This window comes from Gemmobacter nanjingensis (assembly GCF_014652195.1).
Lineage (GTDB): Bacteria > Pseudomonadota > Alphaproteobacteria > Rhodobacterales > Rhodobacteraceae > Gemmobacter > Gemmobacter caeni.
Genome location: NZ_BMYI01000011.1, coordinates 129348 through 144761 on the forward strand (window position 1 = coordinate 129348; position 15414 = coordinate 144761).

Below are 15414 nucleotides of genomic sequence, written 5' to 3' on the forward strand. Positions count from 1 at the left end.
ACCGGCCCATGAATGAACAAACCGTCTTTATCGCCGCGGCACCCGATGCCGTGTGGAGCGCCCTGCACGATCCCCAAGTGCTGAAAAAGGCGATCCCCGGCTGTGAAGAGGTTAGCCGCAAGGGGCCGACTTTGTTTCAGGTGAAGGCCGCGGTCGAGATCGCCTTTTTCCGGCGGGTGGTGAACGGCACGCTGCGTCTCGATGACGAGGTGCCGGGGCAGAAAATGCGCATGGAGGCAAACCTGCGCGAGCGTGCCAAGGGCCTGGTGAATGTGACGCTGCTGCCGGAAAACGGCGGAACGCGCGTCCGCTACACGATCACCGCTGATGTGCGGATCAATATTGCCGGGCTTGGTGATTTTGTCATCAACCGCGCGGCGCAGAAGCTCGGCGGACAGTTTTTTGAAACGATAGGCAGTGAGGTCACAAAGGTCGCATGATCCATCAGGAAGCAGAGTGGGCGCGGGACAGGCTGGAGGCTGATTACACCGCGCGGGACTGTTGCACGACCGAAGCCTTCGAGGCGACGATCCGGGCCTATGCCGATTCAAGTGCGGCGGCGCGTGCCACGCTCCCCTGTCAGTCCGATCTGCTTTTTGATGAAACGACCGGGCAGCGGCTGGATCTGCTGGGCGCGGACACGGCCTCGCCACGACCGCTGATGGTTTTTGTACATGGCGGCTACTGGCGGGCGTTGTCGAAGGGGCATTCGACCTTCGCGGCACCTATGCTGGCGGCGCAGGGCATCGCAACTGCCGCACCGGATTACCGGCTGGCACCTGATGCCAGCATTGTCGAGATCGTGCATGACGTGCGTCAGTCCATCGCCTGGCTCTGGCACAATGCGACGGATCTCGGGATCGACCGGCGCCGGATCGTCGTTGCGGGCAGTTCCGCAGGCGGGCACCTGGCCGGGGCGCTGGCTGCACCGGACTGGCCGGCACGCTACGGGATGCCCACCCATCCGCTGCACGGGGCGTTGCCAATCAGCGGGTTGTTCGAACTCGCCCCGCTGGCGGCCATGCATGTGCAGGACTGGATGAACTTCACCCCCGATCAGATCGCCGGTTGCAGCCCGATGCGGCATTTGCCGCCCGCTGGCTTGAAGCTGGGTGTCGCTGTCGCCGAGCAGGAGACGGCGGGGTTCCATCGCCAAAGTGCGGCTTATGCCGAGGCGACCGGCGCACCGCTGTTGCAGGTGACGGGACGGCATCATTTCGATGTGATCCTTGATCTCTGCGCGCCGCAGACCCCGTTGTCGCGGATGCTTTTGTCCCTGTTCTGAGGGCGGCGCTTACCTGTTGGAAAGATTCGGATTCTAGGCTGGTGCAGAATGGTGCCATCGGAGAATCCGGTTCATGCCCTACGCGCTTGCGCTGCTCTGCCTCTGTTTTCTTGCCATGCCTGTGCTGGCGCTGGCGCGGGCCGCTGATTTGTGTGACCGCGCGGCGGAAAGGGCGGCGCGTGAAACGGGCGTTCCGCTGGACGTGTTGCTGGCCCTGACGCGGGCCGAAACGGGCAGGGCCAGCGGCGGCAGGCTCGACCCTTGGCCTTGGGCTGTCAATCAGGGCGGGCAGGGACAGTGGTTTGACAGTGCCGCAGCGGCTCGCGACTGGGTGGAAGGCCAGTTGCAGGCGGGGGTCAGCAATATCGACATCGGGTGTTTCCAGCTCAATCACCGCTGGCATTCCGGTGCATTTCCATCGCTTGATTCCATGTTCGACCCGGAGGAGAACGCGCTGTATGCGGCGCATTATCTGGCGGCAAAATACGACGAAAGCGGCGATTGGGAGACGGCGGCAGGCGCTTATCACTCCGCAACGGAGGTTTATGCCCGTCGCTACACCGAGCGGTTTCGCGAAATCCGCGCCGGATTGGCCGCTTCACCGCGAGCCGAACTGACGCTTGCCTCTGCCGACGCTGGGCCGCGTGTGAACCGATACCCGCTGTTGCAGGCAGGCGGAGGCGGCAGGCATGGCTCGCTGGTGCCGCGCAGCGCGGGCGGCATCTCACTCTTTGCGCGCCTGCCCTGAGGTGTCTGGGATGACCGCCCTGTTGCCCCGCCCCACCGTGCTGCTGGCCCTCGCCCTGATGGCGGTAATCGGCATGATGATCCTGCCGGTGCCGACCTGGTTGCTGGATCTCGGGCTGGCCGTCTCCTTTGCCCTGGCGATCCTGATGTTCACCGTGACACTGTTCGTTGAGCGTCCGCTGGATTTCTCGGCCTTCCCGACCATCCTTCTGTCTTCACTGATGTTGCGGCTGGCGCTCAACGTCTCATCCACCAAACTGATCATCGGACAAGGTCATACCGGCACGGCCGCCGCCGGCCATGTGATTGAAGGATTTGCAAATTTCATCATGGGCGGCAATCTGTTGCTGGGTGTCGTCGTGTTCTGCGTGCTGATGATCGTGAACTTCACCGTCATCACCAAGGGGGCGGGCCGCATGGCCGAGGTGGGTGCGCGCTTTGCCCTGGACGGTATGCCGGGCAAGCAGCTGGCCATCGACGCTGACATGGCCGCCGGGGCGATTACCCATGAAGAGGCCAAGGCGAGACGCGAGCGTGAACTGGCCGAGACGAACTTTTTCGGATCGCTGGATGGTGCCTCGAAATTCGTCAAGGGCGACGCCGTGGCGGGGCTTCTGATCACCGGGCTGAATATCGTGATGGGTCTTGTCATGGGCATCGTCATCCATGGCATGCCTGCGGGCCGCGCCTTTGAAACCTATGCCATCCTGACGGTCGGCGACGGGCTGGTGAGCCAGATTCCCGCCGTGGTGATCTCGGTCGCGGCTGCAATCCTGCTTGCGCGCGGCGGGGCGACAGGCGCTGTGGATGTGTCCTTTTTCCGCCAGCTGGGGCAATACCCGGCCGCGATGGGTACGGTGGCCTTGCTGCTGGCGCTGTTTGCGCTGGTGCCCGGCCTGCCCTTCCTGCCCTTCATGCTGGGCGCCGCGTCCCTGGGTGGGCTGGCATGGCAGGGTCTGCGCCGCCCGCCAAAGACCCTGGCCGCCAGGGCGGAGCCGACCGCCGAACCCGTGAGGAAATCCATGGGCGACCTTTTGGATTTTGATGATATCCACATTGAATTTGCCCCCAACCTCATCCCGATGGTGCTGGACCCCGCAACGGGTCTGGATGCCCGCATCCAGAACATGCGCAACCATATCGCCACGGGCTTCGGCCTCATCCTGCCGGAAATCCGGCTGACCGATGACGCGCTGCTCCCGCCCGGCAGCTACCGTATCCGCCTTCAGGGGGTGGAGCGGGTGCGTGACCGGCTTGTGCCGGACCGGGTTCTGGCGCTGTTGGTTGAAGGTATTCCGCCGCCTGACGGGCTGGAGGTGCGTGAGCCGGTCTATGGCGCACCGGCCCGCTGGATTGCCGCCGATGGGCAGGAGGATGCGGCCATCGCGGGGCTGACGGTTGTCACCCCGGCAGAGGTGCTGGCGACGCATCTGCTGGAAGTTCTGAAATCAAATCTGGCGCGGCTGCTGACGCTGAAGGGGTTGCGGCGCCTGTTGGACGAATTCGTCAAGGTCAGTGATCCGGCCCGTGCCGAAGCGAACCGGCGGTTACTGGACGAACTGGTCCCCGACAAGGTGCCGATCGACCTGCTGTTGGGGGTTCTGCGTCTCTTGCTGGAAGAGCGTGTCTCGATCCGCAATCTGCCGCTTATTCTAGAGGCGATTGCCGAAGCGCGTGGCCTCGGTAATCCGGAGGCAATCTGTGAGCATGTACGCCAGCGGCTTGGCTTTCAACTGGTGGCCGAGCTGAAGCGGGAGGATGGCACGATCCCGCTGCTGCAACTTGCCCCCGAATGGGAGAAGACTTTTTCCACTTACCAGATCGAAGGGGAGCGTGGTCTGCGCGATATCGCCCTGCCGCCCGAGCAGTTTGGCCGGCTTGCGAATGCGCTGGCTGAACGCCTGTCGCGCGCGGCCGAGGGCGGCACCTTTCCGGCGATCGTCACATCGACCCTGCGGCGCAGGTTCCTGCGCACGGTTCTTGCGGCGCGTGGTCTCACCACCCCGGTGCTGTCCTACGAGGAAATCGGGCTGGAGGCCCGCCCCGCCATGGTCGGCACGGTGCCGGTATGACGGATTTGTTTGCCCTCCTGTCACAACTGGGTGCTTTTACCGCACCGCTGTTCGCGGCGGCCTTCGTGGTGCTGCTGCGCGTCGGCGGCACGGTCGCACTGATGCCGGGTTTCGGGGAAACCCTGCTGCCAGTTCGTATCAAACTTGTGGCGGCACTGGCTTTCACGCTGGTCGTCGCGCCGGTCGTGATGCCGCAGGGTATGCCGCCCGACACAATCGGCTTCTCCCTGTTCCTGTCGGAACCGGCCATTGGCCTGATGTTCGGGATCGGCCTGCGTCTCTTCATCTTCGCCTTGCAAACCGCAGGAGCGATTATCGCGCAGGCGACATCCTTGTCGCAATTCTTTGGCGGGATGGGGGAATCGCAACCTGCAATGGGCCATGCGCTAAGCCTCGCTGGGATCACGCTTTTCATGGTGATGGATTTGCATGTGCGCGCAGCACAATATCTTGTTGAAAGTTACGCTACTTTCCCGTTGGGGACGATCCTGCCGTCGGGCGATCTGCTGGAATGGGGGCTATGGCAGGTCGGCCGATCATTCCGCCTCGGCCTTGGTTTTGCGGCGCCCTTCGTCATCGGATCGCTGATCTACAACATCGCCATAGGGGTGGTGAACAAGGCGGTGCCGCAATTGATGGTGGCTTTCATCGGCGCACCGGCCCTGACCCTGGGGGGGCTGGCGCTGTTCGCGCTGACTGCGCCTCTTATCCTGCCCGTCTGGGGCGCGGCCATAGAGGCCTATTTTCTTGATCCTCTGGCCGCGCCATGAGTGGTGAAGACAGTGACGACAAGACGTTCGAGGCCTCGCAAAAGCGGCTGGACGATCAGCGCCGCGAAGGCAGGATTGCCAGATCCCAGGATCTTCTGTCCGCCGCGGCCTATGCGGGCTTCCTGCTGGCCCTTGTACTGGCGGGGGGGTGGGCTGTGGCCGGGCTCGCGGCCCGTCTGGCGGGTTTTCTGGGAAATGCCGATCTTCTGGGGCAGCAGATGGCGGCAGGGGCGCAGGCGGTAATCGCGAACGGGATGTCCGGGCTGGCACTGCCGCTTCTGCCCGTGTTCGGTCTGCCTGCCGTGCTGGTCTTGCTGATGCTGATGGTGCAGCGTGCCTTTCTTTTCACACCGGCCAACCTGCTGCCGAAACTGTCGCGCATCTCGCCCGTGGCGACGGCGGCGCAAAAGTTCGGGCGAAAGGGGCTGTTCGACTTTGGCAAGAACCTGATCAAGCTGGCGCTCGTTGGTGGTCTTCTGGCTGTCTTTCTGGCTGGCCGGCTGGCCGAGATCGTAGCGACCCTGCACCTGTCGCCTGAACAGGGGGTTCTGGTGCTGGATGATCTGTTGACCGGATTTCTGCTTCTGGTGGTGCTGACAGCCATCGTGATCGGTGCGCTGGATTACATGTGGCAGCACTATGAACATCGCCGCCAGAACCGCATGTCCCGACAGGAGATGAAGGAAGAGCATAAGGATACGGAGGGCGATCCGCAGGCCAGGGCGCAACGGCGGCAGCGTGGGCAGGAGATTGCGACCAACCGGATGCTGCGGGATGTGGGCGAGGCCAGCGTGGTGATCGTGAACCCCACGCATTATGCGGTTGCGTTGAAGTGGAGCCGAGCCTCCGGGCGGGCGCCGGTCTGTGTTGCCAAGGGCACGGATGAGATTGCGGCGCGGATTCGGGAACGCGCGGCAGCGGCAGGTGTACCGTTGCACAGCGATCCGCCCACAGCGCGTGCGCTGCATGCCACGATGCGGATCGGCGATGAAATCCCGCAGGATCACTTTCGGGCGGTGGCAGCCGCGATCCGATTTGCCGAGGCGATGCGGAAACGTGCAAAACGGAGGATGGAATGAAGGAGCGGCGGGTCAGGCAGCTTCTGGTGCTGACCGATCTGATCCGTGACCGTTCGTTGGAAAATCTGCGCCGCGCTGCGGCAGATCGGGATCTGACGCACGCGCTTATCGCCGGGCTGGAGGCCCCGCCGGCATCCGATCTGCCCGCACTGGCAGCGGCACAGGTTGCCCTGTCCTATCAGCGCTGGGCCGATGAGCGACGACGCGAGCTCAACATGCAGTTGGCCCGGCAGATGGTGAGTGTCGCGCAGCGGCAGGCAGAGGCGAGGCTGGCCTTCGGGCGGGCCGAGGTGTTGCACCGTCTGGCCACGCCCGGTCGTCGCTAGCTTCAGAAGTCGAGGTTCTCGACGTTCAGCGCGTTCTGCTGGATGAACTCGCGACGCGGTTCTACCACGTCGCCCATCAGCTTGGTGAACAGGTCATCCGCCTCGGCCACATCGTCGACGCGCACCTGCAACAGGGTGCGGGCATCAGGGTCCAGCGTGGTTTCCCAAAGCTGTTCGGGGTTCATTTCGCCCAGACCCTTGTAGCGTTGCAGGGTCAGGCCCTTCTCACCCTCTGCCAGCACGGCGCGCAGCAGATCGCCGGGCCCGTGGATCGGCAGTTCGCGGTCCTTGCGGGCCAGACGGGATTCGGTGGCGAAATATTCCTTCACACCGCCCGCGACCTGCGACAGCTTGCGCGCCTCGCCAGACCGCAGGACGGCACCGTCCAGCGTGCGCAGCTCCTCGACCCCGCGCAGCACGCGGCTGAGGCGGATACCGTGGTCCTGGGTGATGCGGCCCTGCCAGCCACGCTCATACTCCACTGCCACCGCATCCAGCCGCCGCGCGACGGATTCGGCCACGGCTTGAAGATCGGCATCGGCGCGACCCGCATCGAAAGCCCCCGCGAGTGCAGCCTGTTCCAGGATGTTGCGCGGGTAGTGCGTCGGGAAAGCCTCCAGCACGCGGCGGAAGGCGCGGGCGCCATCGACTACGCGGCCCAGATCGGCCCCGGCAATCTCGGTCCCGTCACCAAGGCGCAGCACGGCGCCATCGGTGCCCTGTTCGATCAGGTAATCCTCGAAGGCGGCCTGATCCTTCAGATAAACCTCTGATTTGCCACGAGAAACCTTGTAGAGTGGCGGCTGCGCGATATACAGGAACCCGCCCTCGATGATCGCGGGCATCTGCCGGTAGAAGAAGGTCAGCAAGAGGGTGCGGATATGGGCGCCGTCAACGTCGGCGTCGGTCATGATGATGATCTTGTGATAACGCAGCTTACCGATGTCGAACTCGTCGCGACCGATTCCGGTGCCCAGGGCTGTGATCAGCGTGCCCACGGTTTCGGACGACAGCATCCGGTCAAACCGCGCGCGTTCGACGTTGAGGATCTTGCCACGCAGGGGCAGCACCGCCTGTTGCTTCCGCGAGCGACCCTGCTTGGCGGAACCACCGGCCGAGTCGCCCTCGACGATGAACAGTTCTGACAGCGCAGGATCTTTTTCCTGACAATCGGCCAGCTTGCCGGGCAGCGAGGCGACATCCATCGCCGTCTTGCGCCGCGTCAGTTCGCGCGCCTTGCGCGCGGCTTCACGGGCCAGCGCGGCCTCGATGATCTTGCCGACGATGATCTTGGCCTGTGCCGGATTTTCCTCGAACCACTCGGCCAGCTTTTCGTTCACGAGGTTCTCGACGGCGGGTCGCACCTCCGACGAAACCAGCTTGTCCTTGGTCTGGCTGGAGAATTTGGGGTCCGGCACCTTCACGCTCAGCACGCAGGTCAATCCCTCGCGCGCGTCGTCGCCGGTGAAATCGACCTTCTCGCGTTTGGCGATGCCGCTGTCCTGCGCATATTTGGTGATAGTCCGCGTCAGCGCGCCGCGCAGACCCGCAAGGTGGGTGCCGCCGTCGCGCTGCGGGATGTTGTTTGTGAACGGCAATACGGTTTCATGGTAGCTGTCATTCCACCACATTGCCACCTCGACGCCGATTCCGCTGCGTTCGCCCACCATATAGATGGGCTCCTGCATGACCGAAGTCTTTGAGCGGTCGAGATATTTCACGAATTCCCGAACGCCGCCATCATAATAGAGCTCGGTCCTGACCGGCTCGGCATGACGATCATCCTCAAGGATGATCCGTACTCCCGAGTTCAGGAAGGCCAGTTCGCGCAGCCGGGTTTCCAGCGTCTTGAAGCTGTAGTCGAGATTGGAAAAAGTGCCATCGGGGCGGTTGGTCTTGGCCGAAGCGAGAAACCGCACCTCGGTGCCGCGTTGCCCCGGTGCAGGGCCAACTTCATGCACATGCACCACGCATTCGCCGTGTTCAAACCGCGCGCGATATTCAGTGTCATTGCGCCATACCGTCAGTTCCAGCCATTCCGACAGCGCATTCACCACAGAGACGCCGACGCCATGCAGACCGCCCGAGACCTTGTAGGCATTGCCACCGTCATCGGTGTTGTTGAATTTTCCGCCCGCGTGCAGTTGCGTCATGATGACTTCGGCCGCCGAAACGCCCTCTTCCGCGTGCATGTCGACCGGAATGCCACGCCCGTTGTCGCGCACCGAAACACTGTCATCGGCGTGGATTTTCACATGCACATAATCGGCGTGGCCCGCCAGCGCCTCGTCGATGCCGTTATCCACGACCTCGTAGACCATGTGATGCAGGCCGCTGCCATCATCGGTGTCGCCGATATACATGCCGGGGCGCTTGCGAACGGCCTCCAACCCCTTGAGAACCTTGATGGAATCGGCGCCGTATTCACTCGGCTTCTTCGCGGCTTCGGCCATGTATCGAACATCCCTCGAATTGTCCGCGACTTATAGCGGCTGGGGTCGGGAATGTCACCCCTAGGGGGCGGAATTGGCCATCAAAGGAAGGGGATCAACAGCGCCACCGCAATCAGCATCACGCCCGACCCGACGTTCAGCCGGTGCAGGTTCTTCGGGCTGGACAAAAGCGCGCGCGCGCGGTCCAGAAACAGGGCGAGGCCAAGGTTGCCCAGCATCGGCACAAGGGCGGAAATCGTGATGATAGCGATGATATCCGCCACCGTCAGCCGCCCCAGATCGAAGAAGCCGGGCAGCGCGCCCATGTAGAACAGGATCGCCTTGGGATTGCCGATCACCGCTGCCAGTCCGACGGAGAACCCGGCCCAGAGGCCAGGCCGCGTCAGTCGGCTGTCACTGCCCGGCGCCTGCGGTTTCTTGCGCAGCAGCAGCACGCCCATGACCAGAAAGATTGCCGCTGCGACCCAGCGCAGGAGGCCCAGAAGATCGCCGTAAAGCGTGGTGATCCAGCTCAGACCCAGGATGGCACTCAGCGGCCAGAACAGATCGCCCAGTGCCACGCCCACCGCGAGCGGCCATGCGGCGGCGAACCCGCCGGACAAAGCGCGTGCCGTCAGGGCAACCCAGACCGGGCCGGGAATGGCCCACAGCGCCGCCATGCCGCCTGCATAGACGAACAATTGCCAGAAGCTGATGCTCAAGATCGGTTTACTCCGGCAGGTGAAGCGAGCCGTCGGCCTCCAGCGGCCAGAACGGGTTCATGGCCACTTCCCAGACATGCCCATCCGGGTCGGCCCAATAGCCGGAATAGCCGCCCCAGAACACCTTCTCTGGCGCCTTCAGCGCGGTGGCCCCGGCGGCCAGCGCTGCGGCAAAGGCCGCGTCCACCTCTGCCTCGGTGGCAAAGTTCTGCGCCAAGGTGATCGCCCCGGTACCGAGCGTGGCACCCTTACGGCCCTGATCCTCTGCCAGATCTTCGCGTCCGAACAGTGCGAGCGCCATGCCGTTGATCTGGAAGAAGGCCACACCCGGTTGGCTTTGCGCATGCTCCTGCCAGCCGAGGCGGGCATAAAACGCACGCGCGGCGGCCAGATCGGTCACACCAAGGGTAATCAGCGTCACGCGCTGCGGGGTCATGGCACCTCCCGGATGCTCCACTGGCCGATGTCATCGGCGATGGCGAAGCTTTGCCCGCGCGCACCCAGACTGTCAAACAGTCCCGGCTCCGTCCCGGTCATGATCGCTTGCGCACCCAGGGCGCAGATCTCGTCATAAAGTGCGGCACGACGCCCTGCGTCCAGATGCGCGGCCACTTCATCCAGCAAAAGGATCGGTGGGCGGCCCAGATCGGTGGCCAGCGCCCGCGCATTCGCCAGCATCAGGCTGATCAGCAGTGCCTTCTGCTCGCCTGTTGAACATTGATCGGCGGGTACGCCCTTGGCGCTGAACACAGCTTGCAGATCAACACGATGTGGCCCCAGCAGTGTGCGCCCCGCCGCCAAGTCACGGCGCCGGTTTTCCGCCAGCGCCGTGGCAAGGTCATCCACCTCGCCTTCGGGGTGAACCAGCGTCAGTGATGCACGGGGAAAAGCCGTCTCCGCCCCCTCCTGCGCTGCCATCAGACGTGCCAGCGCATCGGCGCGGTTTGCCGCAATCACCGCAGCTGAGGCGGCCATCTGCGCCTCCAGTGCGCCATACCAATGCGGGTCGCGCACCTCGTCCTTCAACAGCCGGTTGCGGTCGCGCATGGCCTTTTCGTAAGCCAGCACCGCTTCGGCATGATCCGGCGCAAAGCTCAGCACCGAGCGATCCAGAAACCGCCGCCGCCCCTCTGCCGCCTCGATCCACAGCCGGTCCATCGCAGGTACCAGCCAGACCATGCGCAGAATGCGCGCGAGTGCCAGTTGCGGCGCGGTCTTGCCATCCACGCGCACCTGTCGCGGTCCGCCTTCGGCCCAGGTTTCCAGCTCATGCGCCGCGCTCAAGCCCGCCACGGTGGCGGCAACTTTCCAGCCGATCGCCTCGGGCCGCCGTGCCAGATCCTCGACCGCCGCGCGCCGCAATCCGCGACCGGGCGACAGCAGCGATACCGCTTCAAGGATATTGGTCTTGCCCGCGCCATTGGCTCCGACCAGCGCCACCGGCCGCCCGTCGAACTCCAGCCGCGCAGCGCGATGGCTGCGGAAATGCGAAAGCTGAAGCGTCAGGATCGCCAGACCGCTCACCCGAACCCCTTTTGCTTCTTGCCCAAATACTCAAAAAACGGCGGCCACAGGTGCCGCCGTTGCCCGGTCTGCCCTGACGGTGTCAGACGCGCATCGGCATCACAACATAGACTGCCGAAGTGTCATTGCCTTCGCGCATCAGCGTCGGATCGCCCGAAGAATTGAACAGGAACACCGCATTTTCACGGTCCACCTGGCTCGCAATTTCCAGCAGGTACTTGGCGTTGAAGCCGATCTCCAGCCGCTCATCCCCGTAGGCCACCGCCAGTTCTTCCTCGGCGGCGCCGCTGTCAGGCGCGTTGACTGACAGGATCAGCCGGTCTTCATCGAGGCTCAGCTTCACGGCGCGCGAGCGTTCCGACGACACGGTTGCCACACGGTCAACCGCCTTGGCAAAATCGGTGGCATCCACCTCCAGCCGGCGCGAGTTGTTCATCGGGATGACGCGGGTGTAATCGGGGAAGGTGCCGTCGATGACTTTCGAGGTCATGGTGATGGCTGGCGTCGCAAAGCGCACCTTGGTCTCGGAGACCGAAACCGCGATCTGTGCTTCGTCATCGTCCAGCAGCTTGCGCAACTCGTTCACCGTCTTGCGCGGCACGATCACACCGGGCATGCCCTCGGCCCCGGGGGGAAGAGCGGCGTCGATCCGGGCAAGGCGGTGTCCGTCGGTTGCCACGCACCGGAGCACCGGGCCATCCTCGCCGGTCGAGACATGCATGTAGACGCCGTTCAGATAATAACGGGTTTCCTCGGTCGAGATGGCGAATTTCGCCTTGTCGAACAGACGGCGCAGCACCGGGGCCGGGGCTGCGAAATTCGTCGCATATTCCGACGAGGCCATGACCGGGAAATCTTCTTTCGGCAGCGTCGCCAGATTGAAGGTCGATTTGCCCGCCGTCACCGTCAGTCGGCCAGCCGCCGGATCGTCGGCCAGCGTGACCAGCGCGCCATCAGGCAGCTTGCGCACGATTTCATGCAGCATCACGGCCGAGACGGTGGTGGCACCGGGGCGTTCCACCATGGCGGGGGCGCGGTCCACCACCTCGATGTCAAGGTCGGTGGCGCGGAAGCTGACCTGATCGCCCTCGGCCTCCATCAGCACATTGGCGAGGATCGGGATGGTATTGCGCCGTTCCACCACCGACTGCGCCTGAGCCACGGCCTTGAGCAGCGTGCCGCGTTCAATGCTGATCTTCATCCCTGTCATCCTTCGCTTGCGGGATACCAAAATTAGCCGGTTCCCGCCGGTTCTCAAGCAATTTCGGCGACATTCGGCCGGAACGGCGGGGCCGTCAAGTCACGGCGGCCCTGCATTGCCCGGCGTTGCATTCCTGCCCCGCCTTTTGAAGGGCCTTCAGCCCTGCAAAAGGCGCCGCAACAGTTGCAGATCATCGGCCAGCTGGCTGTCGGTGGCCATCAGCTCCTCGATCTTGCGGACCCCATGCATGATGGTGGTGTGGTCGCGCCCGCCGAAGCGGCGACCGATTTCCGGCAGGCTGCGCGGGGTCAGCTGCTTCGCCAGATACATAGCCACCTGACGCGGGCGGGCGATGTTGCGCAGGCGCTTCGGTCCGATCATGTCGCTGAGACGGATGTTGTAGTGTTCGGCCACCTTCCGCTGGATTTCCTCGATGGTTACCTTGCGGTCCGAGGCGCGCAGGATATCGGCAAGACAATCCTGCGTCAGATCCAGCGTGATCTCGCGGCCGACAAGGCTTGCGAAAGCGAACAGGCGGGTCAGCGCACCTTCCAGCACACGGACGTTGGTGCTGATGCGATGAGCCAGAAACTCCAGCACGCCCGGCGCGATTACCAGACCCTTGTACTGATCGCGGTAGAACTCGGCCTTCTGTTGCAGGATGCCAAGACGCAGCTCGTAATCGGTCGGGTGCAGGTCCACCACGAGGCCGCATTGCAGGCGGCTCTTGATCCGTTCCTCCAGATCCTTGATCTCGCCCGGCGCGCGGTCGGCGGAAATCACGATCTGCTTGTTCTGGTCGACCAGCGCGTTGAACGTGTGGAAGAACTCTTCCTGTGTCGAATCCTTGCCGGCGATGAACTGAACGTCATCAACCATCAGAACGTCGACCGAGCGGAACATCTCCTTGAAATCCATGACAGAACGGTCGCGCAGCGATTGCACGAAGCGGTACATGAACTGTTCTGCGGACAGATAGAGCACGCGGAGTTCCGGTTTGCGCTGCTGAAGTTCATGCGCGATGGCATGCATCAGGTGCGTCTTGCCGAGGCCGACGCCGCCATACAGGAACAGCGGGTTGAAGGTCACCGGCCCGCCTTCGGCCACGCGGCGCGCGGCGGCATGGGCGAGCTCATTGGGTTTGCCGACCACGAAACTGTCGAAGGTGAAACGGGCATCCAGCGGCGCGCCCGGCAGATCCTCGTCGCGCGCGCGGGAGCGGGCGGTGGGCTTTTCGGCGGCACGCGGCGCCGCGGCTGCGGCACGGGCAGGTTTGGCGGGCGCCGCGCCAGCGGAACCCACGGCAAATTCCAGGCGGACGATCTCGGCCCCGGCTGCGTTCAGATGGGTGCGGATATGTTCGCCATAGTTGCGCGACACCCAGTCACCGAAGAAGGTGGTCGGCACTTCGAAATGCGCGACGCCGTTCTTCAGCGCGGAAAGCTTCAGCGGCTCGATCCAGGTCGTGTAGTTGTGCTTGCCCAGCCTTTTTTCCAGTTGCTCACGAATCTCGCCCCAAGTCTCGTTTGTCATTCTCTTTTCAACCCGTCCCGTGCCGTTCTTTTGGCTACGTTGGGGCGCATACGGCGCCCGATCCCCACATACTTCGCGGCAACGCCGCGCGCTTTTCGCGTGATCAGGGGGGAACGACGGGCACGCCACGGCCGGAAGCTCCGGTCATGTGCGCCAAATGGCGTATTCTGCGCAAAAATAGCGCAGGCCATGTCATAAGTGACCGCGATCAAAGCCCGGTTCCCTGCATGGGCAGCATGCAGGGCGGCAGCCCGTGGATTCGGATCACGATCTTGGTTGTCCCCCAGGACAGCGGAATCGCAGGGCCAAGCTAGCCCGCCGCACGCGGCGCCTGCAACCGAACTTCGTTGTTGACAGAACTTTGTGGCAGCGAATCCCGAGTCGCGTGCAAACGTGCCACGAACCCATGAAGAAACGCTGAAAATGCGTGAAAATGGGCTTGAAAACGCAAAAAGCGCGCCATTTGGCGCGCTTAGGGCGTGACCTTCATGTCACGGCAGATTCGGGCAGATCAGGCGTTCAGAGCCTTCACGCGCGAGGCCAGACGCGACATTTTGCGCGCCACGGTGTTCTTGTGCAGAACACCTTTGGTCACGCCGCGGGCCAGTTCCGGCTGGGCATTCTTCAGGGCTTCGGCGGCAGCGGTCTGGTCGCCCGAGGCAATGGCTTCCTCGACCTTGCGCAGGTAGGTACGGATGCGCGAGCGGCGGGCCTTGTTGACGGCATAACGCGCTTCGGACTGACGGGCGCGTTTCTTGGACTGGGGCGTATTGGCCATGGGCTGAATCCTTCAGGTCGTATGTTGCGGTTGCTGCAATAGACCCAAGGCAACCGTCCCCTCGGGGAAGGTCATGATTCTTGCCTAAGCGGGCCCACGCGCATGTACCGTGGGCCTATAGGTCAGATTCCCGGCGAAGGGAAGCGGAATCAGCGGTCGCGGAACTGCGGCTGCCGCTTTTCAAGGAAGGCGGCCATGCCTTCCTTCTGATCCTCGGTCGCGAACAGGGCATGGAACACCCGGCGTTCGAACAGGATGCCTTCGCGCAGCGTGGTTTCATAGCTGCGGTTCACGCATTCCTTCACCGCCATGCTGGTCAGCATGGATTTCTCGGCGATCTTGGCGGCGGCCTTCTTCGCTTCTGTCAGCAGATCCTTGGCGGGGACCACGCGACTGACCAGGCCCGAGCGTTCGGCCTCGGCGGCATCCATGAAGCGGCCGGTCAGGTGCATGTCCATCGACTTCGACTTGCCGACAAAGCGGGTCAGGCGCTGGGTGCCGCCGATTCCGGCCACTACGCCAAGGTTGATCTCGGGCTGGCCAAATTTCGCGGTGTCCGAGGCGATGATGAAATCACAGGCCATGGCCAGTTCGCAGCCGCCGCCCAGCGCATAGCCGGAAACGGCCGCGATGATCGGCTTGCGGGTGCGCATGATGGCGTCGGATTCGCGGGCGAAGAAATCCTCGCCGAACATTTCGACAAAGGATTTTTCCGACATTTCCTTGATGTCGGCCCCGGCGGCAAAGGCTTTTTCCGATCCGGTGATCACGATGCAGCGCACCGAATCGTCCTTGTCGGCCTCACCCAGCGCCACCGCCAGTTCGGAAAGCAGCTTGCTGTTCAGCGCATTCAGCGCGTCCGGCCGGTTCAGGCGGATCAGCGCGATATAATCCTCGATCTCGACGATCAGCGTTTCATAGGCCATGCGGAGGCTCCCCTTTGGT

The 15414-nt window shown here is 63.5% G+C and carries 15 protein-coding genes; 7 read left to right on the plus strand and 8 right to left on the minus strand.

Annotated elements, in window-relative coordinates:
* Window positions 1-8: 8 nt before the first annotated feature.
* From IE126_RS16900 to IE126_RS16930, 7 genes are all read left to right on the plus strand, one after another.
* On the plus strand, window positions 9-440 hold the full coding sequence (locus IE126_RS16900; RefSeq protein WP_054304118.1) for a CoxG family protein: 432 nt from the start codon (window positions 9-11) through the stop codon (window positions 438-440).
* On the plus strand, window positions 437-1285 hold the full coding sequence (locus IE126_RS16905; RefSeq protein WP_189381674.1) for an alpha/beta hydrolase: 849 nt from the start codon (window positions 437-439) through the stop codon (window positions 1283-1285). Before IE126_RS16900 ends, IE126_RS16905 begins: the two co-directional genes overlap by 4 nt.
* 73 nt (window positions 1286-1358) lie before the next feature.
* Window positions 1359-2033, plus strand: coding sequence for a transglycosylase SLT domain-containing protein (locus IE126_RS16910; RefSeq protein WP_229825604.1), 675 nt, complete (start codon window positions 1359-1361; stop codon window positions 2031-2033).
* Between the two features lie 10 nt (window positions 2034-2043).
* Window positions 2044-4104, plus strand: coding sequence for a flagellar biosynthesis protein FlhA (flhA, locus tag IE126_RS16915; RefSeq protein ID WP_189381675.1), 2061 nt, complete (start codon window positions 2044-2046; stop codon window positions 4102-4104).
* Complete coding sequence (locus tag IE126_RS16920) at window positions 4101-4874, plus strand: flagellar biosynthetic protein FliR (protein WP_189381676.1); 774 nt, start codon at window positions 4101-4103, stop codon at window positions 4872-4874. The genes flhA and IE126_RS16920 overlap by 4 nt, the downstream gene beginning before the upstream one ends.
* Entirely contained in the window at window positions 4871-5953 is a 1083-nt protein-coding gene (locus IE126_RS16925) for an EscU/YscU/HrcU family type III secretion system export apparatus switch protein (RefSeq protein WP_189381677.1), read from the plus strand. Before IE126_RS16920 ends, IE126_RS16925 begins: the two co-directional genes overlap by 4 nt.
* A complete protein-coding gene (locus IE126_RS16930) occupies window positions 5950-6279 on the plus strand; it encodes a hypothetical protein (protein ID WP_189381678.1) in 330 nt (109 codons plus the stop codon). Before IE126_RS16925 ends, IE126_RS16930 begins: the two co-directional genes overlap by 4 nt.
* 2 nt (window positions 6280-6281) lie before the next feature.
* Here IE126_RS16930 and gyrB read toward each other — a convergent pair whose 3' ends face one another.
* The 8 genes from gyrB to IE126_RS16970 all read right to left on the minus strand — a co-directional run bounded on the left by gyrB (window position 6282) and on the right by IE126_RS16970 (window position 15395).
* Entirely contained in the window at window positions 6282-8732 is a 2451-nt protein-coding gene (gene gyrB / locus IE126_RS16935) for a DNA topoisomerase (ATP-hydrolyzing) subunit B (RefSeq protein ID WP_189381679.1), read from the minus strand.
* Between the two features lie 80 nt (window positions 8733-8812).
* Window positions 8813-9433 carry a LysE family translocator gene (locus IE126_RS16940; protein WP_054304110.1) on the minus strand — a complete coding sequence of 207 codons (621 nt, stop codon included), beginning with the start codon at window positions 9431-9433 and terminating at the stop codon, window positions 8813-8815.
* A gap of 7 nt (window positions 9434-9440) precedes the next feature.
* Complete coding sequence (locus tag IE126_RS16945) at window positions 9441-9869, minus strand: VOC family protein (RefSeq protein WP_108130611.1); 429 nt, start codon at window positions 9867-9869, stop codon at window positions 9441-9443.
* Window positions 9866-10957: a DNA replication/repair protein RecF gene (gene recF / locus IE126_RS16950; RefSeq protein ID WP_189381680.1), complete on the minus strand. Its 1092-nt coding sequence runs from the start codon at window positions 10955-10957 to the stop codon at window positions 9866-9868. The genes IE126_RS16945 and recF overlap by 4 nt, the downstream gene beginning before the upstream one ends.
* 82 nt (window positions 10958-11039) lie before the next feature.
* Complete coding sequence (gene dnaN / locus IE126_RS16955) at window positions 11040-12158, minus strand: DNA polymerase III subunit beta (protein WP_054304107.1); 1119 nt, start codon at window positions 12156-12158, stop codon at window positions 11040-11042.
* Between the two features lie 156 nt (window positions 12159-12314).
* Window positions 12315-13691 (minus strand): chromosomal replication initiator protein DnaA, encoded by a 1377-nt coding sequence (gene dnaA / locus IE126_RS16960; RefSeq protein ID WP_189381681.1) that lies wholly within the window; start codon window positions 13689-13691, stop codon window positions 12315-12317.
* Between the two features lie 511 nt (window positions 13692-14202).
* The gene (gene rpsT / locus IE126_RS16965; RefSeq protein WP_054301982.1) at window positions 14203-14469 is read right to left on the minus strand and encodes a 30S ribosomal protein S20; all 267 of its coding nucleotides are present in this window, start codon (window positions 14467-14469) and stop codon (window positions 14203-14205) included.
* Between the two features lie 149 nt (window positions 14470-14618).
* A complete protein-coding gene (locus IE126_RS16970; protein ID WP_054301981.1) occupies window positions 14619-15395 on the minus strand; it encodes an enoyl-CoA hydratase in 777 nt (258 codons plus the stop codon).
* Window positions 15396-15414 lie beyond the last annotated feature (19 nt).

Coding starts and splice junctions, on each gene's coding strand:
- rpsT (WP_054301982.1), bottom strand. CDS start 14,469: ATGGCCAATACGCCCCAGTCCAAGAAACGCGCCCGTCAGTCCGAAGCG.
- IE126_RS16945 (WP_108130611.1), bottom strand. CDS start 9,869: ATGACCCCGCAGCGCGTGACGCTGATTACCCTTGGTGTGACCGATCTG.
- IE126_RS16970 (WP_054301981.1), bottom strand. CDS start 15,395: ATGGCCTATGAAACGCTGATCGTCGAGATCGAGGATTATATCGCGCTG.
- dnaA (WP_189381681.1), bottom strand. CDS start 13,691: ATGACAAACGAGACTTGGGGCGAGATTCGTGAGCAACTGGAAAAAAGG.
- flhA (WP_189381675.1), top strand. CDS start 2,044: ATGACCGCCCTGTTGCCCCGCCCCACCGTGCTGCTGGCCCTCGCCCTG.
- IE126_RS16930 (WP_189381678.1), top strand. CDS start 5,950: ATGAAGGAGCGGCGGGTCAGGCAGCTTCTGGTGCTGACCGATCTGATC.
- IE126_RS16920 (WP_189381676.1), top strand. CDS start 4,101: ATGACGGATTTGTTTGCCCTCCTGTCACAACTGGGTGCTTTTACCGCA.
- dnaN (WP_054304107.1), bottom strand. CDS start 12,158: ATGAAGATCAGCATTGAACGCGGCACGCTGCTCAAGGCCGTGGCTCAG.
- gyrB (WP_189381679.1), bottom strand. CDS start 8,732: ATGGCCGAAGCCGCGAAGAAGCCGAGTGAATACGGCGCCGATTCCATC.
- IE126_RS16925 (WP_189381677.1), top strand. CDS start 4,871: ATGAGTGGTGAAGACAGTGACGACAAGACGTTCGAGGCCTCGCAAAAG.
- IE126_RS16910 (WP_229825604.1), top strand. CDS start 1,359: ATGCCCTACGCGCTTGCGCTGCTCTGCCTCTGTTTTCTTGCCATGCCT.
- IE126_RS16905 (WP_189381674.1), top strand. CDS start 437: ATGATCCATCAGGAAGCAGAGTGGGCGCGGGACAGGCTGGAGGCTGAT.
- IE126_RS16900 (WP_054304118.1), top strand. CDS start 9: ATGAATGAACAAACCGTCTTTATCGCCGCGGCACCCGATGCCGTGTGG.